General features: G+C 67.2%; 23 protein-coding genes. 7 read left to right on the top strand and 16 right to left on the bottom strand.

What is annotated here, in order from left to right:
- Nucleotide 1 precedes the first annotated feature (1 nt).
- A complete protein-coding gene (locus CLM74_RS11840) occupies nt 2-436 on the bottom strand; it encodes a hypothetical protein (protein WP_158684144.1) in 435 nt (144 codons plus the stop codon).
- Between the two features lie 110 nt (nt 437-546).
- On the opposite strand from CLM74_RS11840, the gene CLM74_RS11835 reads away from it, so the two are divergent.
- Together CLM74_RS11835 and CLM74_RS11830 are read left to right on the top strand one after the other, a co-directional pair.
- Nucleotides 547-870: a hypothetical protein gene (locus CLM74_RS11835; RefSeq protein ID WP_158684143.1), complete on the top strand. Its 324-nt coding sequence runs from the start codon at nt 547-549 to the stop codon at nt 868-870.
- Between the two features lie 117 nt (nt 871-987).
- Nucleotides 988-1524, top strand: a complete 537-nt coding sequence (locus CLM74_RS11830) for a DUF411 domain-containing protein (RefSeq protein ID WP_025874426.1) — start codon at nt 988-990, stop codon at nt 1522-1524.
- Nucleotides 1525-1566: 42 nt separating this feature from the next.
- Here CLM74_RS11830 and blaL1 read toward each other — a convergent pair whose 3' ends face one another.
- From blaL1 to CLM74_RS11810, 4 genes are all read right to left on the bottom strand, one after another.
- A complete protein-coding gene (gene blaL1, locus CLM74_RS11825; RefSeq protein ID WP_105164148.1) occupies nt 1567-2436 on the bottom strand; it encodes a L1 family subclass B3 metallo-beta-lactamase in 870 nt (289 codons plus the stop codon).
- 93 nt (nt 2437-2529) lie between these two features.
- Nucleotides 2530-4956, bottom strand: a complete 2427-nt coding sequence (locus CLM74_RS11820; RefSeq protein ID WP_105164147.1) for a TonB-dependent receptor — start codon at nt 4954-4956, stop codon at nt 2530-2532.
- A 70-nt stretch (nt 4957-5026) separates the two neighbouring features.
- A complete protein-coding gene (locus CLM74_RS11815) occupies nt 5027-5887 on the bottom strand; it encodes a FecR domain-containing protein (protein WP_105165005.1) in 861 nt (286 codons plus the stop codon).
- On the bottom strand, nt 5884-6417 hold the full coding sequence (locus CLM74_RS11810) for an RNA polymerase sigma factor (RefSeq protein WP_105164146.1): 534 nt from the start codon (nt 6415-6417) through the stop codon (nt 5884-5886). The genes CLM74_RS11815 and CLM74_RS11810 overlap by 4 nt, the downstream gene beginning before the upstream one ends.
- A gap of 209 nt (nt 6418-6626) precedes the next feature.
- Between CLM74_RS11810 and CLM74_RS11805 the strand changes: the two genes are divergently transcribed.
- On the top strand, nt 6627-6893 hold the full coding sequence (locus tag CLM74_RS11805; protein ID WP_105164145.1) for a hypothetical protein: 267 nt from the start codon (nt 6627-6629) through the stop codon (nt 6891-6893).
- Between the two features lie 14 nt (nt 6894-6907).
- Nucleotides 6908-8086, top strand: coding sequence for a low temperature requirement protein A (locus CLM74_RS11800; RefSeq protein ID WP_105164144.1), 1179 nt, complete (start codon nt 6908-6910; stop codon nt 8084-8086).
- A 182-nt stretch (nt 8087-8268) separates the two neighbouring features.
- Here the strand turns inward: CLM74_RS11800 and CLM74_RS11795 are convergent, their stop codons facing one another.
- The 6 genes from CLM74_RS11795 to pip form a co-directional block, all read right to left on the bottom strand.
- Nucleotides 8269-8910 (bottom strand): response regulator, encoded by a 642-nt coding sequence (locus CLM74_RS11795; RefSeq protein ID WP_105164143.1) that lies wholly within the window; start codon nt 8908-8910, stop codon nt 8269-8271.
- Nucleotides 8903-9961: an ATP-binding protein gene (locus CLM74_RS11790; protein WP_105164142.1), complete on the bottom strand. Its 1059-nt coding sequence runs from the start codon at nt 9959-9961 to the stop codon at nt 8903-8905. Before CLM74_RS11790 ends, CLM74_RS11795 begins: the two co-directional genes overlap by 8 nt.
- A gap of 162 nt (nt 9962-10123) precedes the next feature.
- The gene (locus tag CLM74_RS11785; RefSeq protein ID WP_105164141.1) at nt 10124-10861 is read right to left on the bottom strand and encodes an MgtC/SapB family protein; all 738 of its coding nucleotides are present in this window, start codon (nt 10859-10861) and stop codon (nt 10124-10126) included.
- 25 nt (nt 10862-10886) lie between these two features.
- A complete protein-coding gene (gene mgtA, locus CLM74_RS11780; RefSeq protein WP_105164140.1) occupies nt 10887-13646 on the bottom strand; it encodes a magnesium-translocating P-type ATPase in 2760 nt (919 codons plus the stop codon).
- Nucleotides 13647-13706: 60 nt separating this feature from the next.
- Nucleotides 13707-14006: a hypothetical protein gene (locus CLM74_RS11775; RefSeq protein ID WP_025874438.1), complete on the bottom strand. Its 300-nt coding sequence runs from the start codon at nt 14004-14006 to the stop codon at nt 13707-13709.
- Nucleotides 14007-14271: 265 nt separating this feature from the next.
- On the bottom strand, nt 14272-15219 hold the full coding sequence (pip, locus tag CLM74_RS11770; protein WP_032974631.1) for a prolyl aminopeptidase: 948 nt from the start codon (nt 15217-15219) through the stop codon (nt 14272-14274).
- Between the two features lie 148 nt (nt 15220-15367).
- Between pip and CLM74_RS11765 the strand changes: the two genes are divergently transcribed.
- Nucleotides 15368-16039 (top strand): TraX family protein, encoded by a 672-nt coding sequence (locus tag CLM74_RS11765; protein WP_105165004.1) that lies wholly within the window; start codon nt 15368-15370, stop codon nt 16037-16039.
- Between the two features lie 10 nt (nt 16040-16049).
- Here the strand turns inward: CLM74_RS11765 and CLM74_RS11760 are convergent, their stop codons facing one another.
- The 5 genes from CLM74_RS11760 to CLM74_RS11740 form a co-directional block, all read right to left on the bottom strand.
- Entirely contained in the window at nt 16050-17405 is a 1356-nt protein-coding gene (locus CLM74_RS11760) for an AMP-binding protein (protein ID WP_105164139.1), read from the bottom strand.
- Complete coding sequence (locus CLM74_RS11755) at nt 17402-17983, bottom strand: hypothetical protein (RefSeq protein WP_032974634.1); 582 nt, start codon at nt 17981-17983, stop codon at nt 17402-17404. Before CLM74_RS11755 ends, CLM74_RS11760 begins: the two co-directional genes overlap by 4 nt.
- 77 nt (nt 17984-18060) lie before the next feature.
- Nucleotides 18061-19860, bottom strand: a complete 1800-nt coding sequence (locus tag CLM74_RS11750) for a hypothetical protein (protein ID WP_105164138.1) — start codon at nt 19858-19860, stop codon at nt 18061-18063.
- The gene (locus CLM74_RS11745; protein WP_158684142.1) at nt 19857-20834 is read right to left on the bottom strand and encodes a hypothetical protein; all 978 of its coding nucleotides are present in this window, start codon (nt 20832-20834) and stop codon (nt 19857-19859) included. The genes CLM74_RS11750 and CLM74_RS11745 overlap by 4 nt, the downstream gene beginning before the upstream one ends.
- A 2-nt stretch (nt 20835-20836) precedes the next feature.
- Entirely contained in the window at nt 20837-22417 is a 1581-nt protein-coding gene (locus CLM74_RS11740) for an AAA family ATPase (RefSeq protein ID WP_080148681.1), read from the bottom strand.
- 269 nt (nt 22418-22686) lie between these two features.
- Here CLM74_RS11740 and CLM74_RS11735 point away from each other — a divergent pair, with 269 nt between their 5' ends.
- Together CLM74_RS11735 and CLM74_RS11730 are read left to right on the top strand one after the other, a co-directional pair.
- Nucleotides 22687-23187, top strand: coding sequence for a hypothetical protein (locus CLM74_RS11735; protein WP_025874446.1), 501 nt, complete (start codon nt 22687-22689; stop codon nt 23185-23187).
- Between the two features lies 1 nt (nt 23188).
- Entirely contained in the window at nt 23189-23665 is a 477-nt protein-coding gene (locus CLM74_RS11730; RefSeq protein ID WP_025874447.1) for a hypothetical protein, read from the top strand.
- The last annotated feature ends 51 nt before the right edge of the window (nt 23666-23716 follow it).

Raw genomic sequence — 23716 nt, 5'->3', positions numbered from 1 at the left:
CCTACAATTGCTCGTTGTCGCTCAGCACGATGCTGCCATCCAGCAGCACCGGCACCATCTGGGTCCAGCCCTTGGCGTTGTAGTCGAGGCTGACCAGGTACACCCAGCCGCGCGCTGCGTCCTCGCTCTGCGGCGCAGCGCCGGCGGCGAACCGCTGCAGGCTTACCTCGGAGACCACGAAGTCATCGCCGGGATAACGCAGGCGCGCGTGGGCCAGTGCTGCCGCCGCAGCTTGATGCACCGACAGCGGCGGCTCGGCGCGCGCCGGGTCGAACACGGGAAGCGTTCGCAACCGCGTCCCGCTTACCTGCCAGCGCTCATGGGTGTCGTCACCATCGCCGCTGGACAGCACGGTCCATTGGCGTTCGCCTGCCATGGCGGGAGGGCTAAGCAACGCGGACAGCAGGAGGGCAGCAGAGGCGAAGCGGGCAGGCATGGAAAGGCTCCAATGAACGTCATGCATGATGACAGCAGGCAGCGGCGACGGGCGCATCGTGCGTCGGCTATCATCAGCCCGTGGATATATCCGGCCTGCTGCTGCGACTGATGCTGCTCCTGACCCTGGTGCTCAATGCACCGGCGCTGGCGCTTGCCTCGGGCGGCATCAATGGTCAGTCCGGCGGCGGTCATTGCGATGGCCCCCACGAGATCGCCGGCGCTGCGATCTCTGTCACGCCCGCCTGCTGCGATGAAAGGAACGCAGCCGCGTGCAGCAGCGAGGATTGCGAGTGCGTGCCGGCGAGTGTGGCCATGCTGCCGTCGGCGGCAAGCCTTGCTGCATGGCCGCTGCGTGCAGTGCCCGGCGACGCGCTGCCGCCGGCTCATCCCGCGCCTGCGCTGCCTCACCTGATTCGTCCGCCGATCGCCTGATTGCGCGCAGGTTGCGTACCTGCCGTCCTGCAGTACCCCTCATCTACTTGACCCACGCGCATCCGTCGCGTGGATGGCAGGCGCTCGCGCCTGCGATTGCAAAGGAAAACCTGATCCATGAACCGCATTCTTTCCCTGAGCCTGTTGCTCACCCCCGTTCTGCTGGCCACCGCCTGCGCGCGTGCCTCCGAAGAGGCCGTGTCCTCGCCCGCAACCGCAACCGCCTCGGCGGTCGAGGCGACGGCCGGAGCGACGATCGACCGGGAGCTTCCCCTGGCCATCGTGCACAAGACGGCCAGTTGCGGTTGCTGTGGCGTGTGGGCCGACCACCTGAAGGCTGCCGGCTTCGCGGTTGAGATACGCGATACCGATGACATGCATCCGGTCAAGCAACGGCTCGGCGTACCGGCCGGCAAGGCGTCCTGCCATACCGCCGAGATCGGTGGCTATGTGGTGGAAGGCCATATTCCGGCCAGCGACATCAAGCGCCTGCTGAAGGAAAGGCCGACGGCACGTGGCCTGGTGCTGCCGGGGATGCCGGCTGGATCACCGGGCATGGAAATGCCTGATGGCCATGTGCAGCCGTATACCGTGGAGCTGGTGCTGGCCGATGGCAGCACCCAGCCCTTCGCACAGCACGGGCAGGGTGGCTGACAAGGTGTAGCGGGCGCGGCGGCGGATCGCCGCCGCGCCTGGTCAACGCTGATTTTCGCGTTGCTTCTTCAACTGCGCGTCGAAATTGCGTTCGGCCGAGTCGGCGTAGTCCTGGCAGGTCATTGCCTTGGCTCCTGCCGATGTGCCCGCTGCGTAGTTCCAGCCGCTGGCGCCGGGATGCGGAGTCAGCAGGACGTCGCAGGGCAGGGCGCGCACCGTGGCGAAGCTGCGGCGATAGTCCTCGATCAGGTGCGGGTAGCGCGGGTTGGCCTGCAGCTGATAGCCCGGCGCACTCAGGCTGTCGGCATAGACCATGCGCACCGGTTTGCCGCCCCGGGTGTCGGTCCAGGTCCAGGCGGTGCTGCCCGGGGTATGGCCGGGCACGAAGTGCGCGGTGAAGTCGACGCCACCGAGCGTGACCACCTCGCCATCCATGATGATCCTGTCCGCCGTTGCCGGCGGATAGGTGATGTCGTCGCCGAAGTGCAGGTCGTTGCTGCCGCCACGTGCCAGCAGTACCGCAGATTCGGCATTTGCGACGATCTGCGCAGCGGTACTGCGCTTGAGCGCAGCAACCGGGCCGGCGTGATCGGCGTGGGCATGACTGAGCAGGATCAGGCGCAGATCTTGCGGCGCAACGCCGCGCGCTTTCATGTTGCGCAGCAGGTGGTCGGCCATCTGCGGCATGCCGCCATCGAGCAGCACCGCGCCCTGCGGCGTCTGCACCAGCAGTGCGGTCAGGTCTTCGGTGCCGATCTGCCAGGTGTGATCGGCAATCTGCAGCGGCGCCATCGGCTGCAGCCAGGAGGCATCAACGGTGTAGGCACGCAGTTGCGGCAGCGCTGGTTCGGTGGCAGAGGCCGCAGCGGGAAGCAGGGCAGCGAGCGTGATGGCGAGGGTCTGCAAGCGCATGGGAGGGCACCGATGAAGGAGGCCCAGAAACTAGCATGGGCCTCCTTCGTCGCGTCACGCATAGAATTCATGGCACCCATAAGGCGCCATGTCTCAGTAGCGGTACTGCCATCCCAGCGTAAGCACTCGCCCACGCCCGGCGAAATAGCTCGGGTTGGATGGCGTGGTCTGCGAGTAGTAGGTGATGTACTGCTTGTTGGCGAGGTTCTGCACGCCCAGGGTGAAACTGCTCTTGCCCAGCGCATAGCGGGCGACCAGGTCGAACGTGGTGTAGCCCTTGAAGCTGGCCACCGGCACGCCGCGCAGGTCGAAGTCGCGATCGAAGGCATGGCTGGCCTGCAGACGGGTGCTGAGCTGCGAGGTCCAGCCCTGTTCCCAGAACGCGGTCAGACGGTTCGGGGCGATGTTGACGCCTGCCAGGTCGCTTTCCAGACGACCATCCAGGTCGGCGTCGTAGCGGCCATTGGCGCGGGCATAGCCCATGCCGAGGTGGCTGTCACCCAGGCGCAGGCGCAGGTTGGTCTCGAAGCCTTCCACCCGAGTGGCCTGGCGCTGCACGTTGTAGGCATCGATGCCGGCGTCATAGACCAGTACCGAACCCAGCTTGGATTCGGAGGTGTAGTACGCGATATCGCCGCTGAAGCGGCCGTCGTCATACTCCAGCCCGATCTCGCGGTTGTCCGACACCACCGGCGACAGGTCCACCAGGTTGTCCACGCGCTGGCCATCGCGATTGATCGCGCGCAGCACGCGGCCAACATCGGCAACGGTGTAGCCTTCCGAATACGACGCGTAGGCATTGAGACGGTCATTGATGTACCAGACCGCGCCGAAGTTCGGCAGCGTCTCGCTCATCGTCGGTTTGCCGCCGGCCACCTTGCGTGCGCCGTAGCGGGGCAGGGTGGTGTAGTCGCCCACCTCCAGCTCGCCCTTTTCGTAACGCAGGCCTGCGGACAGCATGACGTGGTCGGTGGGCCACCACTGCAGCTGCAACAGCGGCGACAGGCTCTGGTAGGTGGTCAGCGGCACCCAGTTCAGGCCGCTGGCCAGCAGCACCTGATGGGTGCGGTCGCGCAGGCCATCCAGGCCCAGGGTCACGTCCAGCGAGGTGTCGCCGATGCGACGCCAGCTCTGGGTCAGCTTGAAGCCGCGTTTGTCTGATTCATTCTGGGTCTGGTCCCAGGCGGCGTTGGCACCCGTGTTGCCCCATGGGTCCCACTGGCTGGCGCCGTAACGCCCTTCGAAATCGACCGCGAAGGCCTGCGCCAGGAACTGGCCGCCGAACAGATCGGCATTGCCGTAGTCCAGGGTCAGCGAGCGTGAGCGGTTCATCGGCGGATCGAGCGGCGTATCGCCGGGCACCGACGTGGCCGGGCGACCGGTGCGGAAGTTGCCATCCACAGGCAGGTAATTGTCCAGGCCACGCAGTTCGTAGCGATTGGCCATCAACTGCACGCGCTGGCCTTCGGCGATGTTCCAGCCAAGCTTGGCGAAGATGTTGGTCGAGGTCGAATCCATCAGCTCGCCCTGCGCGTTGGTGCCGATCGCACGGCCGTCGCCGTCGTAGTACAGGCCCTGCCGCTCATGTGCCAGGCCGGCAACGAGGTCGAACTGTTCGCCGCGGATACCCACCAGTGCCGAAGCACGCTGGCCATCATCGTCGCGGCGGCGCGGCGAGGCGGCGGTGAGCGAAAGGCTGCTGTCCAGCAGGAAAGCACCCGGTTCGCTCGGCGCGCTGCGGGTGATGATGTTGACGATGCCACCGGTGCCGCCGATACCCTGCAGCGCGTTGGCGCCGTGGATCACTTCGATGCGTTCGATCATCGCCGGATCGATGGTATGTGAATCACGCGAACCATCGCGCAGCGGCGTCGACTGTGGCACGCCGTCAACCATGTACAGGATGCCGCGCCCGCGCATGCTTTCGCCATAGTTGGACATCTTCTCGCGTGCCGGAGCGAAGGCCGGGATCTGCGAGGACAGCACGCGTGACACATCCGAGCCCAATGCCAGCTGCTGCTGGACGTCCTCACGGGTGAGCACGGTGATGGTGTTTGGCATGGCGGTCTCGCCCTGCGGCATGCGCGCGGTGGACGCCGACACAGTCACTCTGCCAAGCGAGGTTGCGGCTGCCGGCGCTGGCGCAGTGCGCGGGCGCTCCGTGTTTGCCGCCGCAGCTGCCGTAGCGAGCGCGCTGCGGATCACGAACACGCCCGGCGAGCGTTCCTCGACGCTCAGTCCCTGGCCGGCAATCAGCCGTTGCAGTGCTTCGCGCGGGGCATAGCGGCCGTCCAGCGCTGGCGCCTGGCGGCCGGCAACGCTGTCTGCAGCGAACAGCAGCTGGATGCCGCTCTGCCTGGCCACCGCATTGAGTGACTGTTGCAGCGGGGCGGCCGGAAGATGGACGTCCACCGCCGTGGGGGTGGACTGCGCCGCCGCCGGAAGGGCGGCGCACAGGCTGACGGCCAGCAGGGCAGGCGTCAGGCGGCGCAGGGCGGCGGGCAGGGCAATGCGGGTCATGCGGGGTCCTTCAGAGGGGTTCATGCAGCAGCCGTATGAGCAGGGCCATAACCCACCCTCGGTGCCGAATTCAGTGGCGTGCGGAGATGTGCACGCTGCCGTCGCCGCGGACGTGGACGGCGACGGGCAGGATCTCCGGCAGCAGCGCCAGCGCGGTGGCGGCATGGTCGCCATCGAACACGCCCGATACCTGCAGCGTGGCCAGTCCGGGTTCGTCCAGTACGATTGCGCCGTGGTGATAGCGCTGCAGGCTGCGTACCACCTCGCCCAGCGGGGCCTGCGCGAACTGCAGTCGGCCCTGCGTCCATTCCCCGCTGCCAGTGGCGATCGGCTGCGGCAGCTGGACCGGCCCTGTCCCTGCCAGCAGCTGCTGGCCAGGCTGCAGGTGCTGCTCGCCGTCACGGCCAGCAACGCGCACGCCGACCTTGCCTCGCCACAGGCGGACTTCACTGCGGTCACCGCGTCGCTCCACGTCGAACACCGTGCCGTAGTTGCGCACCTGCACGGGCCCGGCATCGACCTGGAACCGGCGCCAGCGCGAGGGCGCCACGTCGAAGCGGGCGCGTCCGGAGACCAGCACCGCGCGGCGCGAACGCAGATGGCTGCGCTCCTGCAGATGGCTGCCCGCATCCAGCTGGATACGGCTGCCATCGGCCAGCAGCACGTTGCGACGTTGGCCGGTGACCGTCCGGTAATCGTGCTGTTGCCAGCCGGGATCGACAGCGTAAAGCCCGCCCAGTCCAGCCACCAGCAGCAGGCAGAGCGCAGCCCCGCCGATCTGCCGGCTGCGGTGGGGGCGATACAGTTGCGCCGGATCGGGTACCGGGAACAGTGCTTTGAGGGTGTCCCGATATTGCTCCAGCAGACGATCAGGCGAAGGCGTGCCGGCCTTGTCCGGGAGTGGAGGGCGCGGGCGAGGGGGCGCTGTCACGTCAGCGCCCTCACCGGCAGCGCCTGCCGGCAATCGACCATCGCCAACCGCAGATGCCGCTCGACCGCCTTCAGGCCGATGCCCATGCGGCGGGCAACCGCAGCCTGCGGAACGTCATGGATCTTGTGCAGGATGAACACCTGGCGGCGTCGACAGGGCATCGCACGGATGACGTCGACAAGCCGTGCCAGTTCCTGCGCGGCAACGGCCTGTGTGGCCGGGCCGGCACCTTCGCAGGCCGCATCGGGCAGTTCGGCACGGGGTTCCACCCACTGGCGGCGCAGGTCTTCAGCACGGCAACGATCAACCGCAGCGTCATGCGCCATCCGTCGCAGCAGCGCCATCGGCTGCCGCACATCTGCCGGGGAGGGGCGTTCCAGCAGGCGTACGCAGACGTCGTGCACCACCTCGCGGGCCAGCCCGGGCGAGGCGAAGCGACGGCGGAGGTAATCCACCAGATCCTCGTAGTGGCGCACCAGCGAGGACACCAGCGGCAGCGCAGGTGGTGGGGAGGGCGGGGGCGTGGACATCCGGGGGAGGCAGTGCAGGCGGGAAGGGTGGGCCGCACAAGGCCAGCCCTGCGCGGTGCCACGATAGTAATGGGAACTGTTCGCATTTGCTATCAGGGTGCCCGGTGAGGGGATTGTTCGCCGCCCCCGGAAAGTGAATCCACGATCACCCTCTGCAGCGCACACTCGGCCGCAGATAGGCTGCATGGCAGCCATCGGGGAGAGTGACCATGCACGTGCTTCTGGTGATCGTCGGCGGGTTCCTGCTGCTGGCCGTCTTCGCGCTGTTCGGCAGGCTCTGGAGCACCGGTGGTTCGCAGCTGCCAACGGCGCTGCTGGCCTTCATCGGCACCTGGCTGCTGGTATCGGTGGCCAACATGTGGGTGGGGGTCAGCCGGGCAGGCTATACGGTGCGCGAGGAGTTGCCGATCCTGCTGCTGGTGTTTGCCGTGCCGGCGCTGGTGGCCGGTGTCATTTTCTGGCGGCTGGGCCGCTGAACCGAGGATCCGTGATGCCGGCAACGCCCCGTCTTCCTGCCCTGCGTCGTCGCGACGGCCATCATGCACGGGTGACCTACGAAGAACTGTTCTTCGACCTGGTCTATGTGTTCGCGGTCACCCAGCTCAGCCACCACCTGCTGCACCACCTGGGCCTGCTGGGCGTGCTGCAGACGCTGGTGTTGTGGTTTGCGGTCTGGCTTGGCTGGCAGTACGCGTGCTGGGTCAGCAACTGGTTCGACCCGGAGGCGCCACGTATCCGTGGCCTGTTGTTCGTCACGATGCTGCTGGCGTTGCTGATGTCTTCGTCCATCCCGGAAGCCTTTGCCGGTCGCGCGTGGATGTTCGCCGGTGCCTACGCCACGATGCAGGTAGGGCGGACGCTGTTTGTGCTGCTGGAAGTAGGGCGCTCGCACCCGCTGGCCGCCAACTTCAGGCGCATGCTGGCCTGGGTCAGCGTTTCGGCCTGCTTCTGGCTGGCCGGTGCAGCGGTCGAGGGCAATGCGCGGCTGGCATTGTGGGCGGTGGCTGTCGCCTGCGAGTACATCTCGCCGATGTTCGGCTTCGCGTTTCCGGGCCTTGGCCGTTCGCGTACCCGCGAGTGGACCATCGAAGGTGGGCACCTGGCCGAGCGCTGCCAGTTGTTCGTGATCGTCGCATTGGGTGAGACGTTGCTGGCAACCGGCGGCGTGCTGAGCGAGGTGGAGCACTGGAGTGGCGCGGTGGTGTCGGCAGTGCTGGCGACCTTTGCCGGTACTATCGCGATGTGGTGGCTGTACTTCGGCATCTCCAGCCGCGACGCCACCGACACCATCACCCGTTCCGACGACCCGGGCCGCATCGGCGCCTACTTCCACTACGTGCACGCGCTGCTGATCGCCGGCATCATCGCTACCGCCGTCGGCAACGACCTGGTGATGGACGAACCGGAGGCGAGGGTGACCCTGCCGTATGCCGCGATGCTGGCAGCGGGGCCGTTGATCTACCTGCTGGGCAGCGCACTGTACAAGCGGGCGGTCTACGGCCGCGTGCCGCGCTCGCACCTGGTGGGGGCAGGGGTTCTGGTCGTGCTCGGCTTCGTGCTGCCATGGATGCACCTGCTGGCGGCAGGGTGGCTGACCAGCATCGTGCTGCTGGTGGTGGGGCTGGCCGATACACGGTTGAAAAGGAACATCGCAGCGGCGCGCACGTAACGGCCCCAGCTCAGCGAAGGGCAACGGCCATCATCGCCAGCTTGCCCACGGTGTTGAGGTTGCGTGCCGTGTGTGATGCAGGGTACGCGCAGGCGTGAATCGGCCATGCCATCGCCGCAATGGATGGAACAGCTCGCTGGTGTCGCCGACATTGACCGCGCGCAGCAGGGCCACGCAGGCGGTCATGGCGCAGCAGCCTGCAGCCGGTCGTACATGCGCACCAGATCGACCAGCGTGCGTGCTTCCATCTTGCGCATGACCTGCGCGCGACGCACCTTCACGGTGATCTCGCTGACCCCCAGGTCGGCGGCGATCTGCTTGTTCAGGCGACCGCGCACCACGCCGGCAACCACCTCGCGCTCGCCGGCGTTCAAGGTGCCCCAGCGCAGCTGCAATGCCCCCAGCGCATCACCCTCGCGGCGCCGCTGGCGATCGATCCCGATGCCCCTGTGGATCGCGTCCAGCAGTTCCTGGTCGCGGAACGGCTTGGTCAGGAATTCGATCGCGCCGTCCTTGATCGCATTGACGCCCATGGCGATGTCGCCGTGGCCGGTGATGAACACCACCGGCAGGTGCAGATCGTGGCTGGCCATGCTGCGATGGAAATCCAGTCCGCTCTGCCCGGGCATGCGCACGTCCAGCACAAGGCAAGCCGGAGCATCCTCCATCGCATGGGCAAGAAATTCGCCGGTCGAGGCGAAGGCCCGCACCTGCAGGCCCATCGAGGCCAGCAGGTCCTCCAGCGCGGCGCGCACCGAGGCGTCGTCGTCGACCACGTAGACGATCGGTGACGGTTCAATAGGTGTTGTGGCGGGTTTACGCATGCGCAGCCTCCGTGGCCGTGGGCAGCTCGAAGATGAAGCAGGCGCCGCCACCGGGCGGTCGTTCGGCGCGGATATGGCCGCCGTTGGCTTCGATCATCGAGCGGCTCAGGCTGAGGCCCAGGCCGAGGCCGTTCGCCTTGGTGGTCCAGAATGCATCGAACACGCGGTCAGTCTGCTCCGACGGCAGGCCGACACCACGATCGCGCACGCTCAGGCTGACGTGGCCGCGGCCATCGTACGCCGTCAGCAGGGACAGCCTGCGCTCGCTTACGGACGTGTCCGACATCGCATCGACGGCGTTGAGGATGAGGTTGCCGATCACCTGCTGCACCTGCACGCGATCGGCGTGGGCGGGTGGCAGGTCGCTGCCCAGCACCAGCGCCACCGTCACACCATGCTGCTCCAGTTCGCTGCGCGAGAGTGCCAGCATTTCCTCCACGGCCAGGTTGAGGTCGAAGGCCTGGCGCTCCGGCGCGGCGCCTTGGGTCAGGCCGCGGATGCGGGCAATCACGTCACTGGCGCGATGGGCGTCGGCGACGATGCGGGCGATGGTCTGGCGCGCCTTGTCCAGGTTCGGCGGCTCCTGGGCCAACCAGCGCTGGCTGGCTTCGGCGCTGCTGGCGATGGCCGCCAGCGGCTGGTTCACTTCATGTGCGATGGAGGTGGTCAGCTCGCCGACGGTGGAGGCGCGGGCCACCCGCAGCAGTCGCGCCTGTGCATCCTGCACCGCGGCCTTGGCCGCTTCCATCTTCAATGCCAGGTAGGTGGTGATGCCGATCACCAGCATGCCGATCGCTGAATTGACCAGGCCGATACGGTAGGTGCCGAAGCGGGTCAGGAAGAAGCTGAGGCCGGTCAATGCGATGCAGACTGCCGCAAGGGCGATGAGGCCGCGGGCGGGAAGCCGCCGCGACGCTGCCAGGATCACCGCCGCGTAGAAGCAGGCGGCAGCAATGGCGTAGTCGGTAACCGTATCGACCAGGAAGATGGCCGCCATCACGATGATCAGGGCCAGCACGACCAGTGGGCGGCGGGGCGACAGCGATGGCATCGGGATAGCTCCCTGGCGTGGGTGGAAAGGATAGCAAAGCGCTGTTCAGTAGATGCCGACCTTGGTCGGCATGCGCCAGAGAGATGCAGGGTAGTGCCGGCCGCTGGCCGGCATCTGCAGGGTGTTCCCGCAGTTCATGAGGTTGCCGGCCAGCGGCCGGCACTACTCCTCCAGGCTGGCGTTCCAGAATCCCTGCAGCACGCCCGGCGTGGCGGCCAGCGTTGCCAGCACTGCATCCAGTTCAGCGCCATCGACCGTGGTGGCGTACAGCACCGCTTCGATCTCGACATCGCGCTCGCCGAACGGCCGCTGGTCGACCGCGCGTACCGGGTACTGCGCCTGCTCCAGCAACAGCAGCAGCCGGTCCAACACTTCGGCCTGCTGCTCACGCTGGCAGACCACGTTGATGGCATAGGTGGCCTCGCTGAAGGCCTCCGGCAGCGGCTGCCGCTGGATGCGGTTCACCACCGGCCGCAGCAGGGTATTGGCAGCCAGCACGAACACCGCAGCCAGCACGGCTTCAGGCAGCAGCTTGATGCCGGCACAGGCGCCGACCGCCGCCGAACCCCACAGCGTGGCGGCGGTGTTCAGGCCCGACACCTGGGCGCCATCCTTCATGATCGCGCCGGCACCGAGGAAGCCGACGCCGGAGATCACGTAGGCCACCACGTGCAGTGGCGACGGCGGCCCGCCGTACAGGTCGTGGAAGCGCACGGCCAGGTCGACGAACACCGCTGCACCCACCGCTACAAGCGTATTGGTGCGCAGGCCGGCGGTGCGCTGGCGGAACTGCCGCTCCAGGCCGATCAGCGCACCCAGCACGAAGGCGACGGACAGGCTGATCAGCGAGCTGAGGGTGGCACCCGCGTTGAACGCGGGCAGGTGGAGGTTGAAGTCCATGAGGGTTCTCCCTGCGCCGGTGCGCTTACTGCCAGCCGTAGCGGCGGATGTAGAGCTTCTTCAGCGCGGTGGTCAGCACCGCATAGCCGAACAGGATCGCCACCAGGAACGGCCAGTAACCGGCCGGCAGTGCCTGCAGCTTGAAGTAGCCGGCCAACGGGCTCATCGGCAGGATCACGCCGATGGCCATGATCGCCCCGGTCATCAGCAGCAGCGGCGGCGCGGCGATGCTCTGCAGGAACGGTACCTTGGGCGTGCGGATCATGTGCACGATCAGCGTCTGGGTCAGCAGCCCGACCACGAACCAGCCCGACTGGAACAGGCCCTGGTCGGCCGGCGTGCGTGCATCGAACACGTACCACATCAGGGCGAAGCAGCTGAGGTCGAAGATCGAGCTGATCGGACCGAAGAACACCATGAAGCGGCCTATGTCCGCCGGGTTCCACTTCAGCGGCCTGCGCACCAGCTCCTCATCCACGTTGTCGAACGGAATGGCGATCTGCGAGATGTCATACAGCAGGTTCTGCACCAGCAGCTGCAGCGGCAGCATCGGCAGGAAGGGCAGGAACGCCGAGGCCACCAGCACCGAGAACACGTTGCCGAAATTGGAGCTGGCGGTCATGCGGATGTACTTGAGCATGTTGCTGAAGGTGCGCCGCCCCTGGATCACCCCTTCCTCCAGCACCATCAGGTTCTTTTCCAGCAGGATGATGTCGGCGGCCTCCTTGGCGATGTCGACCGCACTGTCCACGCTGATGCCGATATCGGCGGCGCGCAGTGCGGGAGCATCGTTGATGCCATCGCCGAGAAAGCCGACCACTTTGCCCTGCGCGCGCAGCTCGCGCACCAGCCGTTCCTTGTGCAGGGGCGTGAGGCGGGCGAACACGCGGTGCTCCTGCAGTGCACGCGCCACGGCAGCGTCGTCCATGCGCTCGATCTGCGGGCCGGTCACGATCGTGTCGGCGTCCAGGCCGACCTGGGCGCAGATCCGCGCGGTGACCAGTTCGTTGTCGCCGGTGAACACCTTCACTTCCACACCATGCGCGGCCAGCGCCTGCAGTGCGTGAGCAGCGGATTCCTTCGGCGGATCGAGGAAGGCCACATAGCCGACCAGGGTCAGATCCCGCTCGTCGGCCTGCGAGTAGACCGTCTGGCTGGCGGAGGTTTCTTTCATCGCCACCGCCACCACGCGCAGGCCCTGTTCGTTCAGTTCCTCGGTGGTCTGCCGCACCCGGGCCAGGCGCTGCGCGTCCAGCGGCATGTCCCGGCCGTTCTCGCGCACGGTGCTGCACACCGCCAGCATCTCCTCCACCGCGCCCTTGCAGATCAATTCGTGATGGTCCTCGCGCTCGGAGACCACCACCGACATGCGACGGCGCTCGAAGTCGAACGGAATCTCATCGACCTTGCGGTAGTCCTGCGACAGGCGCAGCGAGCTCTGCAGCTCCACATGCTCCAGCACCGCACGATCCAGCAGGTTGATCAGGCCGGTCTGGAAGTGGCTGTTGAGGTAGGCGAAGGTCAACACATCCTCCGAATCCTGCCCGAACACATCGGTGTGCCGCTCCAGCGCGATCTTGTCCTGGGTGAGGGTGCCGGTCTTGTCGGTGCACAGCACTTCCATCGCACCGAAGTTCTGGATCGCGTCCAGGCGCTTGACGATCACCTTGCGCCGCGACAGCAGCACCGCGCCCTTGGCCAGGGTGGAGGTGACGATCATCGGCAGCATTTCCGGGGTCAGGCCGACTGCCACCGACAGCGCGAACAGGAACGCTTCTGTCCAGTCGCCCTTGGTCCAGCCATTGACCAGCAGCACGAACGGCACCATCACCAGGGCAAAGCGGATCAGCAGCCAGCTGACACTGTTGACCCCGGCCTGGAATGCCGTCGGCGCGCGATCGCTGGCACTGCTGCGCTGGGCGAGGGTGCCGAAGTAGCTGGTGTTGCCGGTGGCCAGCACCAGTGCTGTTGCCGTGCCGGACACCACATTGGTCCCCATGAACAACAGGTTGGCCTGTTCCATCAGGCCGGCGTCGGCGTTGCCCGGCTGCACGAACTTCTCCACCGGCAGCGATTCGCCGGTCATCGCCGCCTGTGCGACAAACAGATCCTTGGCGGCGAGCACGCGGCAGTCGGCCGGGATCATGTCGCCTGCCGAAAGCACGATATGGTCACCCGGTACCAGAGCGCGGATGGGCAGGTCCAGCAGCCGTGCCGGCCGATGGCTGTGCAGCTGCGCGCCGAAATACTGGTCGGCCACCTCCGCCGCTTCGGTGCCCGCAGCGCGGCGCAGCACGCGGGCGGTGTTGCCTACCAGCGCCTTCAGCCGTTCGGCAGCGCGGTTGGAACGCCCCTCCTGCACGAAGCGGATCAGGGTGGACAGCACCACCATCGCACCGATCACCACCGTCGCCTTGGCGTCTTCGGTCAGCCAGGACACGGCCGCAAGCACCGTCAGCAGCAGGTTGAACGGGTTGCGATAGCACTGCCACAGATGGCGCCACCACGGCAGCGGCTTCTCGTGATCGACCTCGTTGGGGCCGAAGCGCAGCAGGCGCTCTTCGGCCTCGTGCGGGCTGAGACCATCGACATGCGACTGCAGGGTGGCCAGCGCATCGGCTTCGCTGCCCTGTGCAAGCGCGAGCAGTCCAGCAGTGAGCACGGTGGGCGCGGCCTGCGTGCTGCCACGGCCGTACCCGGCTTCGGGCATCGCGCGACGACCGAACAGGTTGCCCGCGCGACGGCTGCGCAGGAAGGCGTTGAACCAGGCGTTGAGCAGGCTCATGGGAAGGTCCTCTTGGAGCGGCGCCGGGCGCAGCCGGCGCGTGGAGCGGAAGGGGTGGTATCAGGCGTGGCGCATGGCCAGCACCGACGGCGACCAGGGCTGCATGCGCAAGCGTTGGCTGCCGCCGATGCACAGCGGCTTCATCGCATCGCGCAGCGGGTACGGCAGGTGGCGCAGCACGTTGATGCGCTCGCTGATCGGCAGCAGCGACAGTGCGTCGGCCACCACCCGTGGCGAGCCGAGGGCCAGCGAACGGGCGAACAGGACAGGGCCGTGCTGCAGCAGCAGGCTGCGCAGGGCGGAAACATCGCGCTCACCGATCAGGCGGCGCACGGTGATGTAGAGAATCTTGTAGGACATGGGATTCCTCCGGGCAGGCGCTGCCCGGGGCTCCCATCGCTTACACGGACAGGAACCGGCCGTCAGTCGCCAGCAGTGAACAAGTAGGCAGGCAGGGGCGCGCGTTGCGCCCGGCAGGGTCGGGATCCATCTGCGTCTCCGCGTGGGGCGGCCAGTCACTGGCCAGTGGCGCTATTGTCCGCGCTCGTATTCAGCAGGCCTAGAGGCCCGTGGGTTAGCCCGGCTATACCTTGGTATAGAAAAAGGGGCCGTTGGCCCCTTTTGTTCAGCTGCGGTCCGCGAAAGCGTCGGTGGCCCGCACCAGGGCATCGGTCGTGGCCGCTTCGTTGGCACTGTGGCCGGCGATGACCATCTCCAGCCGGGCTTCCGGCCACGCCTGTGCCAGGTCCCAGGCACTGCGCGGCGGACAGATGATGTCGTAGCGCCCCTGCACGATGACACCCGGCAGATGGCGGATGCGATCAATGTCGCGCAGCAGCTGGCCGTGCTCGAGGAAAGTGTTGTGGCGGAAGTAGTGGGCCTCGATGCGTGCCTTGGCCAGCGTATCGAGCGGATCGGTAGCGGACACCGCGTCGACGTCGTGCAGCAGCGTGGCGGCATTGTCTTCCCAGCCCAGCCACGCTTGTGCCGCGGCGATGCGGATGGCTTCGTCGGCGTGGTCCAGGCGTTTCCAGTACGCGTCGAGCATGTTGCCGCGCTCGCTTTCCGGAATGTGCGCCTGGTAGCGATCCCAGCGCTCCGGGAAGATCCAGCGCGCACCGCCGTTGAGCTCGGCGAACCAGCGGTTTTCTTCCTCGCGCCCCAGGAACACGCCGCGCACGATCAGCCCGGTGGCGCGGTCGGGATGCGCCTGTGCATAGGCCAGCGACAGGGTCGAACCCCAGGATCCGCCGTAGACCAGCCAGCGCTCGATGCCCAGGTGTTGGCGGACCTTCTCGATGTCGGCCACCAGATGCTGCGTGGTGTTGTCGCGCAGCTCGCCGAAGGGCGTGGAGCGGCCGCTGCCGCGCTGATCGATCAGCACGATGCGGTAGCGCCTGGGGTCGAAGAAGCGGCGATGGGTGGGCGAGATGCCAGCGCCCGGACCGCCATGCAGGTACACCACCGGAATGCCATCGGGCGTGCCGCACTCCTCGACATGCAGGGTGTGCAGTGCATCCACGGGCAGCGTGTGTTCGCGGTACGGGGTAATTGGCGGGTACAGCGTGCGCATGGCGGTGCCTCACAAGCAGGGAGTACAAGGATAGCGGGGCACATCGACCAGCGTCATCCGCCCCAGGTTCAAGTATTCTTTGCGTTCAAGGGGTAAGGCCGCCGATTCCTGGCGATATCGACCCTGCAGGACGCAGAGGATGGATGGCATGAGCGCGCAGGACGTCGCTGCACGATACCCCCCGGCGCGCAGCGCCCTCGGCAGCGGCGCCCGCGAGCTGCTGAAGTGGCTCGCGCTGCTGTCGATGACCGGCGACCATGTCGCCAAAGTGATTTTCGGCGGCTATGTACCGGTGGTCAGCGAGCTGGGGCGCATCGCCTTCCCGCTGTTCGCACTGGTGATGGCCTGCAACCTCGCGCAACCGGATGCGGACCTGCGCAAGTCGATACGGCGCCTGTTCGCATGGGGCCTGGTTGCGCAACCCCTGCATATGCTGGCCTTCGGCCACTGGTTGCCGCTGAACATCCTGTTGACCTTCGGCCTGGCCGCTGTAGCGGTGCACGCGCTGGCCAATAACCGGCAGCTGTTGCTGCTGGTGGCGGGTGGGCTGCTGCCGTTCTTCGTGGATTACCAATGGGTGGGCGTGGCATTCGTGATGCTGGGCTGGATCGCATTCCGCCACCGGGCCTACTGGCTGCTGGCGTTCGGATTCGGTGGGCTGTGCTGGGTCAATGGCAATGGATGGGCATTGCTGGCCATCCCGCTGGCGCTGGCGGCCGCGCGCGTGCAGTGGCGGCTGCCACGATGGCGCTGGGCGTTCTACGTCTACTACGTGGCGCACCTGGCGGTGCTGGCCGCCTATGCGCACTGGCTGCGCTGACGCAGGGCACTCATCGCGGCGGCGAACTGCTCCCGGCTACGTCGCTGGAGTACTGCAGAACCTTGTCTTCGCGCTGCAGCGCAATGACATCCACCGGCTGTCCTCGCAACACCGCGCGCAGGCAGCGGATCGCCTCGGCGGAGTAGCCCAGCTCTGCAGGTGGCAACGACAATGCAACGCGGCCATCGCTGTGCTGATGCACCACGTATCGTGACAACGGCAGCGCAGCCAGCGCATGGGTCAGGTCGATGTTGTTGATCCACTGCTGGTCGGCGGTCAGATAGCGTACCGGACGTCGCCCCTGCAGGCCGACGATCATCGGCGTATCGCCGGCCATGGCCAGCGCGCCGCGGTCGCCGGTGCGGTAGCGCAGCAGCGGCAGGCAGAAGTTGAATCCGCCGCTGAGCGTGATCTCACCGGTCTCCCCGGGCGGCAACGGCGCCCCGTCAGCACCGAGAATTTCCACATACATGCGCGGCTGCAGCAGTACGTGGCCGCCGGCAGCATCGTCATACACGGCCAGCGGGCCCGCTTCGTTCATCGAATACAGATCGAGCACCGCGCAGCCAAAGCGCGCGGCCAGGGCCTGGCGCAGGCCCGGAGACAGCGCCATCGATACCGACAGCAGCGCCTGCGGCCGGTGTCGTACGGGCAATTCCAGCAGCGCTGCGAAGGAAATCGGGTCGCCGGCGATCACTTCCGGCTGCATCTGGTCGATGTAGCGTGCGCGGTCCTCAGGATGGCGCCAGTCATCGGGATGCAGGTTGATCTTGGCCAGGCCGGATTCGTCCATCGTCGGTGTCACCGAAACATAGGTGAAGCACCGCTGCTGCATGCCCAGCAACATCACCCCCATCTGGCCGCGGCCGTGCGCCAGGGTGATGCCGAAGCGCTGCAAGGCGCGCTTGTGATGGGCCAGATAGCGTGCCGCCACCACCGGATGCGATGGCAGTACCAGTGGATGGCCGGTGGTGCCGGTGGTGCGGAAATTGATCATCCGCTCCAGCGGTACCGGGTCCGGCACGAAACGGGCGATGTCCGCTGCGAGGTCGCCACGGTGGACCGGTGCAATGTCGGTGAAGGCGGCTGGCATCGCCTGCGCGCGGTAATACGGCACCTGCGCAAACACCTCGGTCACATGCGCCTGCAGCCACGGTGGCGGTTGGTCTGGCGTCCACTCGAAGCGCGCGCAGGTGATCTCCCGTTCGTAGCCACGCAATGCCGTCACCTCATCGGCAAGCAGGCGGTTGCCGCTGGCATTGCGGAAGATCGGCGCCGCCGGGTGCTCGCGCATCTGCTGCAGCATCGCCAGGCCCGCCGCGCTCAGCGTGGGATAGCGATCGGCATCGGTCGGCTCGCGGCTCACTCGCGGGTCCACTTGTCCGCAGACTCTTCGGCCGCCTTGCGCGCCAAGGCCTCGCGGATGGCACGCGCGCGCGCTTCAGCGGCGCGGCTGGCATCGAGCAGGCGCTGCCGTTCCACGCCGCTGACCCGGGCCAGGCGATCGGTCGCCTGGGCCGCTGTTTCACCCTGCGGCAGCAGGCCCAGCCGGGCCACCACGGTACGCACCAGTTCTTCGCGGCGCTCTGGATCGAACACGAACCGGTCTGCGCTGGTACTGGCCGCCAGCGCCGGCACCGCTTCGGCGAACAGGGGCATCCACGCCTCCGGGGCGATATCCAGTGCATTCCAGTACGCATCTGCCATCAGCCATGCGGTCACCGCTGAAAGCGAGAGCTGGTTTGCATCCACGCCGGCCAGATCACCCGACAGCGTTGCCCGCAGTGCAGGGGGCAGGTGCAGCGAGCGTGCGGCAAACACATCGCCCACCACCGCCGCGACATGGAGCCGACCGCTGCCGGCGCGGCGCGGTGGCTCGAGGAAATCGGGCGGCATGTCCAGCAGGCGCCGCAGCAGAACGTCAAGGGAGGGGCCGGAGAGCATGGTCAGGTTCCAGACTTGGCAAATACCTGGGTGGAAGGGCAATCGTCAGAGGCGCGCGGGCGCAAGGCAGAGCACGATCATCGCTGCACCCGCATGTCGCCAGGGCCGTAGTGCTGCTGGCTGAAGGCGCGCGCGAACTGCAGCAGGTCGGCCATGTCGCGCACCACATGGACGTTCCATCCCGCGTCGCGTGCGCGCAGCAGATCGCCGGTCCATCCCGCGTTGCCGGCATCGGCGATGCGGGACGGCAGCGGGCTGAACAGGTTCAGCGCCATGGTGCCGCCACCGCCGGCCACACGCAGCGCTCTGGCGGCCACGTCCCAGCCGCTGTTGCCGCGCTCATCCTTGTCGAACATCGTGGTGATGCCGTCGTCGGAGATGTGCAGGATATGCACCGCCCGTGCATGCGGCGGACGCTCGGCATAGGTGTCACGCAACCGGTGGATCGGAAACGCGGTGGCGCCACCGAAATAGCCGGTAAGCACCTTGAGGATGTCGTCTTCCGAACGCACGAAGCCGTCAGTGTGCAGGTGCTGCCCGGTGCCGCTCCACAGCGTGGCCTGCACGCGTGCACCCACGCGCAGCGCCGACAGCGCGATGATGGCGCCGGCCAGCGTCAGGAACGAGGTCCATGCCTGCGGGTTGGGCATCGAACCGGAACTGTCCACGTACAGATCCAGGTCCACCGGTTCGGCAGCGGGTTCACGGCCGGGTGCCAGCCCGTGTACACGCTGTACCGTCGTCAGCCCGGGAATCACATGGGGGGACTGCAGCACCGATTGCAGCCAGTCCACTGCGTCCAGTGCATCGCCGGCTTCCCAGGGCTGCAGCCCCTCCGGCAGCGGCTCCAGGGGCTGCGGCTGCGGCCGCGACGGGTAGCGGATCAGGTGTGGCAGCGCGCGCTCGCGGTAGTAGCGCACGGCGATCTGATGGTCATCCAGGTCCAGGCCGGCCGCGCGCAGGATCTGCCCGTACTCGAACGGCTCGCGCATCTGTCCTGGCGAGTGCGCAGGGTCCCCAGCGAGCGCATCCGCAGGCAGATCGCTCTTCTGCTGTGCGTCGCCGCCGCGCTCATCGCCAGTGATGCGTGGGTCGGATGCAGGGTGCGGCGCCGGCGCCAACTCGTCGTCCTCCAGCTGCCCCAGGCCGACCGGTTGGCTTCCCTGGCCGGCGTGCCGGGTATCCATCAGGGCATCCACCCGCGCATCCTGCTGTGATTCCAGCAGCCAGGGCAGCAGCAGCGTGGCGAAGCGGCCAGCGCCGATCATCCAGTCGCTGGCGTAGACGCGCACGACGCGTGCACCGAGCCAGGCATCGCCCTGCAATGCGCTGTCGTCGGTCGAGCCGCCCAGCGTGCCGCGCGGCTGCTGCCACAGTTCCTCGTAGATGCCCATGTACAGCTGCCAGACCGGCGAGCTGGCCTGCGCCGGTTGTCCGGCCAGGCGTCGATAGATCGCATCCATGCGCAGCCCGCTCTGGCGCTGCAGGCGATCGTTGATGAGCAGGTCGGTGTAGAGGTTGGCGACCATCGGTGCATGCGCTTCCAGCGTCGGCAGCGCACGGCGGATGCGCGCCAGCAGCCGTGCATGGTCGCTGGCGGTGGCAGGCGCCAGCACGTGGTGGCCGATCTCGTGGGCCAGGATCTCCAGCGCGTAGGGTTGCAGCTGCAGGCGCTGTACTTCTTCCAGGTCGATGACGATGCGCTGGTCGGCGAGGCGGATGGCCGCGAAGCTGCCGGTCAGGCCCTCGGCAGCCGCCTGCATGCGCGAATGGCACAGCTTCGGGTCCTGCAGCCGGGTGAAACGGCTCCATGTGGCCAGTGCCTGTGGCCAGGCCTCGCGCCAGGGCTGCAGCGGATCAGCGACCGTGGCACTCATTGGGGTGGCAACACATGCACATGGTGCGACCACGGCGAGAACAGGGCGATGCCCGACGCACCGGAGACCGCACACAGGTCGTCCTTGGACAACGCCGGCGCCATCCACTGCACGCCCAAGCGGGCGGTCACATCCGGCGCCGGTCCGCTGCTGCTGCCCGCTGCGTACTCGGCGGCGCTGGCCGGCAGCAGGACGGCACCGAAGGCATCGGCGAGCAGCAGGAAGTACCCGCCTGCACTTTCGACCACGAAGCCCTCGGTCGCTGCACGAACCTGTGGCGGTGCCGGAAACGCGCCGTCCAGGCCGCTGAAGCTGCCGACACGATGCCCGCGCAGGTCGACGCCACCCTGCCGCGGATTCCACCAGCGGTCCTGCTCAAGCTGGACCCGGACCGAGGCCAGATCACCCGCATCGATGCCCAGCACGGCGGCCACCGTATTCGCGGGCAGGGCATCGATACGGGCAAGGGCAGGGCGGCGCAGCTGCACCATCCCCGCCTGCCAGGCGCAGAGCGCTCCGATGTCGCGCAGTTCCGGCAAGGATGTACACCCGCCTGCATGCGCGGCCATCGCATCGATCCACTGCGCAACGCGAACGTCCGGACTGGCGCCCAGCCGCACCACCGCATTGCTGATGGTGCCGAGGGTCTCGCGCGGAGCGTCGGCCAGCAACGGGGCGAGGGCCGGGGCCAGCGAGCGCCAGGCCTGCTCGACCCACGGGAGACGCGCCTTCGGGCCGGCATGGCCCTGCGCCACCAGCTCCAGACCGATCTCGAAGGCGGCCTCGCACGTGCTCTGCGTTGCCGACGGGTGGTGGCGCTGGATGGCCTGGCAGAGGGGGTCGATGGTCTGGGTGACGAACGCGCTGAAGGCGGCCATGTCCAGGCCGGGCCAGCGGTGGCGGGCATCGGCCACGGCCTGGTTCAGCACGGAACGGCGCGCGGCCAGCAGCTCGGCGAGAACGGCGGAAACCACGATCAGCGTGCCCGCAGCCAATGCAGGTAGTTGGTGTAGCGCTGGTGCAGGTACTTCAGCTTCAGCAGGTCGTCGTACAGATGGCCGTACAGCTTGCGTCCCTTCACCCGTTCGTCCACCAGACGCTCGATGCGGGTCAGGCGCTTGCGCGTTTCCGTCTCGGTCATCCCATCCAGGCCCTGCTGGAACTGTGCCGACAGCTCGCCCACCGGATCGTCGCGATCCAGATCCAGCCGGTCATATTCGGCATTGGAGGCATCGAGCAGCCAGCGCAGCCAGCTGAGCCGATCGCTGCGATAGGGCGCATTCTCCGGCAGGGCGAAGAAGGGAGCATCAAGATCCGGTTGCAGCTTGTCGTTCAGCACGAAGGGCAGTACCTGACGCACATCCTCCAGGGCAACGGCAGGGCTGCCGCGGAAGTACGCCATGGCCTTGGCGAACATCAGCAGGGTCATCAGGTTGCGCACCGACAGGCCGTTGCGGGTCTGGCAACCCAGGTCCTTCATGCGATCGCGGCCGCTGTCGGCAGCGGTTGCCTGCGCCCATTCGGTGCCGGCCAGACGCACGGTGTCCTTGGTCAGGTACTCGAACTGGGCGCCGGCGGTTTCCATCAGCTCGAACTGGCTGCTGAAGAATTCGATGCGGCGGCGCACGTCCTGCGGTACGTCGACCGCGCGGATCTCCTGCAGCAGCTGGTCGCCCTCGGCCTCGCTGAAGATGATGTCACGCGGCACGACCTCTTCCGGGCGGATGTCCTGCTCGATGCGCAGCAGCATCTCTTCCAGGAACCGCGGGTTGAATGCCAGTGCCTGCACCACCACGTCGATGCGATCGCGCAGGGCTTCGATCACCTGGTAGGTACCGCCGCCGCGATCATCGTTGGCGGTCAGGTACCACGCCGATTCCGGGCATTCGTAGACGTGGTTGAGGATCTCGGCGTAGTTGTCGCCCATCACCGTCAGCAGCGCGCTCTGGGTGCGGGTGGGAATGCGGTTGTATTCGTCGATGATCTTCACCCGCATGCCCAGCCACGACCGCCAGGCAATGCGGATGTCCGCCATGTCCTGCGCGGCCACCAGGTCGGCGGGCAGGGGATTGCCGAGCAGATCGGCGATGGTCATCTGCGGGTGCCCGTGCTGCATCGCCCGGCGCACCTCGCGGACCGGATAGCCGGCCAGGACGCCCATCAGGATCGCGCTGGCGGTCTTGCCGCGCCCTGGCCCACCCACGAACAGGCACTTGCGGCGGGTGGCGAAGGTCAGCAGCGGCAGCAGCACGTAACTGGAATAGCTCTGCGCCGATGGCAGGGTCAGCGGCCGCCGTGTGTCACCCACCGCGAACGAGGCGGAGGGGCCTTCGTGGTACTCGATGTCGTAGTGCGGGCTGATGATCGCGTTGTTGACGATCCAGAAGTAGGCCTGGCGCAGTTTCTCGTCCAGCCGCAGCGGCGCGGCGGCTGCATCGTCCTGCAGGCGCACCGGCCCTTCGTACAGCTCGGCCACATCGAACGTGCGCGGCGCAGTGTCGGTGCGCGGGTTGGTCGGCGCCTGCGACAGGCGCTGGAACAGGTTGAACGGTGGCACGCGATTCCCTTGGCTGTGGCCTGCTGGGGGAGATTGTAAGCGGCGGGCCAGCGGATCCGGTGCGCAGCGAGCGCTGGCGGTGCGGCCAGTCGCGGATCCCGAGACGCCGCTTCTAGGAATTTCCCTACGCAGTTTCGTGGACGTTTCCGATGGTTACCTGGGTGTTCGAGGCCTAGACTGAGGCGATAGCGACACTATTGGATGGCGTGTTCTGCTGGGGAAGGCAGGCGCACGCGATACATCCCCAGCCGGGAGCTGTTCGAGTGCACATGAAAGGATTCCTGCCGGGCGCTCTCGCCTGCGCCCTGCTGGCTGCGGCCGGTGCTGCAGGCGCGCAGACGCTGGGCGCCGCCGCCAGAGCGAGCGCCGATGGATGGATCGGGCGCGAGGCATCGCAGCTGTTGATGCAGCTGCGCGTGGATGGCGGCCGGGTGCAGATCGAGGAAGACGATGCAACGCTGGAAACACGCTACACCTGGCGCACGGTCGTACCGGCCTACACCGAGCAGGTGAAGGTGGGCGGTGGCGAGTTCCTGTACATGGAACCGACCGGTACCAGCGGCGAGCGTCCGGTGTTCGCACCGATCATCGTCGAGGACGTGCACCATGCCGAGCAACACCGCTGCGACATCACCTACATCGCCGACCGTGATGGCGTGGTACGGCGCTGGCAGCACCGCGGGCCCCATTGCGATACCGATATCGTCGGCCCGGACGCGCGTCGCCCAGGCAGGTCAACCCCGACCGCTTCCCGCAACCAAGGACACTGACATGAGACAGCACACCCCCTTCCGTGTTGCCGGACTGCTGGGCCTGGCGATCGGCGCATCACTGTTGATGCCGACGGCCTGGGCCAAGCCTCGGCATGGTGTGGTCGAAGACATGCAGCCGATCGAGAATCGAGGCGAGGATACCTCCGAACGCACCAAGCGCGGCCGCAGCATCGGCGAGCGGCTGGGCAAGATCGGCGGTGTTCTGGCGGGTGTCGGCCTCAGCAGTGCCGGGCAGACCGAAGCAGGCTATGTGGTCACCAATGTCGCCGCCAACAGTGGCGACAAGATCGGTGGCTCCATCGGCGAGAAGATCGCCGGCGAAGGCCCCACCACCCGCTACATGGTGAAGGTGCGCCTGGACGAGGGTCGTGTGCTGTCAACCACGCAGTTGCGTGAACAGGTCGCAGGCCTGCAGGTCGGCAGCCGGGTCATCGTGGACGGCACCGGCGACGATGCCCGCATCGTGGCCGAGTAAGGCCAGGCGCGCCTTGCGCGGATGACGTCCTGCAGCGGGGCGGCCGGCAGT

Origin of the sequence: Stenotrophomonas sp. MYb57, assembly GCF_002966815.1 — a bacterium.
In the GTDB taxonomy this organism is placed as follows: Bacteria; Pseudomonadota; Gammaproteobacteria; order Xanthomonadales; family Xanthomonadaceae; genus Stenotrophomonas; species Stenotrophomonas indicatrix.
Note: the sequence above shows the minus strand (reverse complement) of the source record. Positions and strands in the feature narration are given on the sequence as shown.

Bases quoted from the DNA above. Each gene is read 5' to 3' on its own strand.
- CLM74_RS11830 (WP_025874426.1), top strand. From the start codon at position 988: ATGAACCGCATTCTTTCCCTGAGCCTGTTGCTCACCCCCGTTCTGCTG.
- CLM74_RS11810 (WP_105164146.1), bottom strand. From the start codon at position 6,417: ATGTCCACGCCCCCGCCCTCCCCACCACCTGCGCTGCCGCTGGTGTCC.
- CLM74_RS11820 (WP_105164147.1), bottom strand. From the start codon at position 4,956: ATGACCCGCATTGCCCTGCCCGCCGCCCTGCGCCGCCTGACGCCTGCC.
- CLM74_RS11785 (WP_105164141.1), bottom strand. From the start codon at position 10,861: ATGGACTTCAACCTCCACCTGCCCGCGTTCAACGCGGGTGCCACCCTC.
- pip (WP_032974631.1), bottom strand. From the start codon at position 15,219: ATGCGCACGCTGTACCCGCCAATTACCCCGTACCGCGAACACACGCTG.
- blaL1 (WP_105164148.1), bottom strand. From the start codon at position 2,436: ATGCGCTTGCAGACCCTCGCCATCACGCTCGCTGCCCTGCTTCCCGCT.
- CLM74_RS11765 (WP_105165004.1), top strand. From the start codon at position 15,368: ATGAGCGCGCAGGACGTCGCTGCACGATACCCCCCGGCGCGCAGCGCC.
- CLM74_RS11755 (WP_032974634.1), bottom strand. From the start codon at position 17,983: ATGCTCTCCGGCCCCTCCCTTGACGTTCTGCTGCGGCGCCTGCTGGAC.
- CLM74_RS11750 (WP_105164138.1), bottom strand. From the start codon at position 19,860: ATGAGTGCCACGGTCGCTGATCCGCTGCAGCCCTGGCGCGAGGCCTGG.
- CLM74_RS11795 (WP_105164143.1), bottom strand. From the start codon at position 8,910: ATGCGTAAACCCGCCACAACACCTATTGAACCGTCACCGATCGTCTAC.
- CLM74_RS11730 (WP_025874447.1), top strand. From the start codon at position 23,189: ATGAGACAGCACACCCCCTTCCGTGTTGCCGGACTGCTGGGCCTGGCG.
- CLM74_RS11805 (WP_105164145.1), top strand. From the start codon at position 6,627: ATGCACGTGCTTCTGGTGATCGTCGGCGGGTTCCTGCTGCTGGCCGTC.
- mgtA (WP_105164140.1), bottom strand. From the start codon at position 13,646: ATGAGCCTGCTCAACGCCTGGTTCAACGCCTTCCTGCGCAGCCGTCGC.
- CLM74_RS11775 (WP_025874438.1), bottom strand. From the start codon at position 14,006: ATGTCCTACAAGATTCTCTACATCACCGTGCGCCGCCTGATCGGTGAG.
- CLM74_RS11800 (WP_105164144.1), top strand. From the start codon at position 6,908: ATGCCGGCAACGCCCCGTCTTCCTGCCCTGCGTCGTCGCGACGGCCAT.
- CLM74_RS11840 (WP_158684144.1), bottom strand. From the start codon at position 436: ATGCCTGCCCGCTTCGCCTCTGCTGCCCTCCTGCTGTCCGCGTTGCTT.
- CLM74_RS11835 (WP_158684143.1), top strand. From the start codon at position 547: ATGCTGCTCCTGACCCTGGTGCTCAATGCACCGGCGCTGGCGCTTGCC.
- CLM74_RS11735 (WP_025874446.1), top strand. From the start codon at position 22,687: ATGAAAGGATTCCTGCCGGGCGCTCTCGCCTGCGCCCTGCTGGCTGCG.
- CLM74_RS11790 (WP_105164142.1), bottom strand. From the start codon at position 9,961: ATGCCATCGCTGTCGCCCCGCCGCCCACTGGTCGTGCTGGCCCTGATC.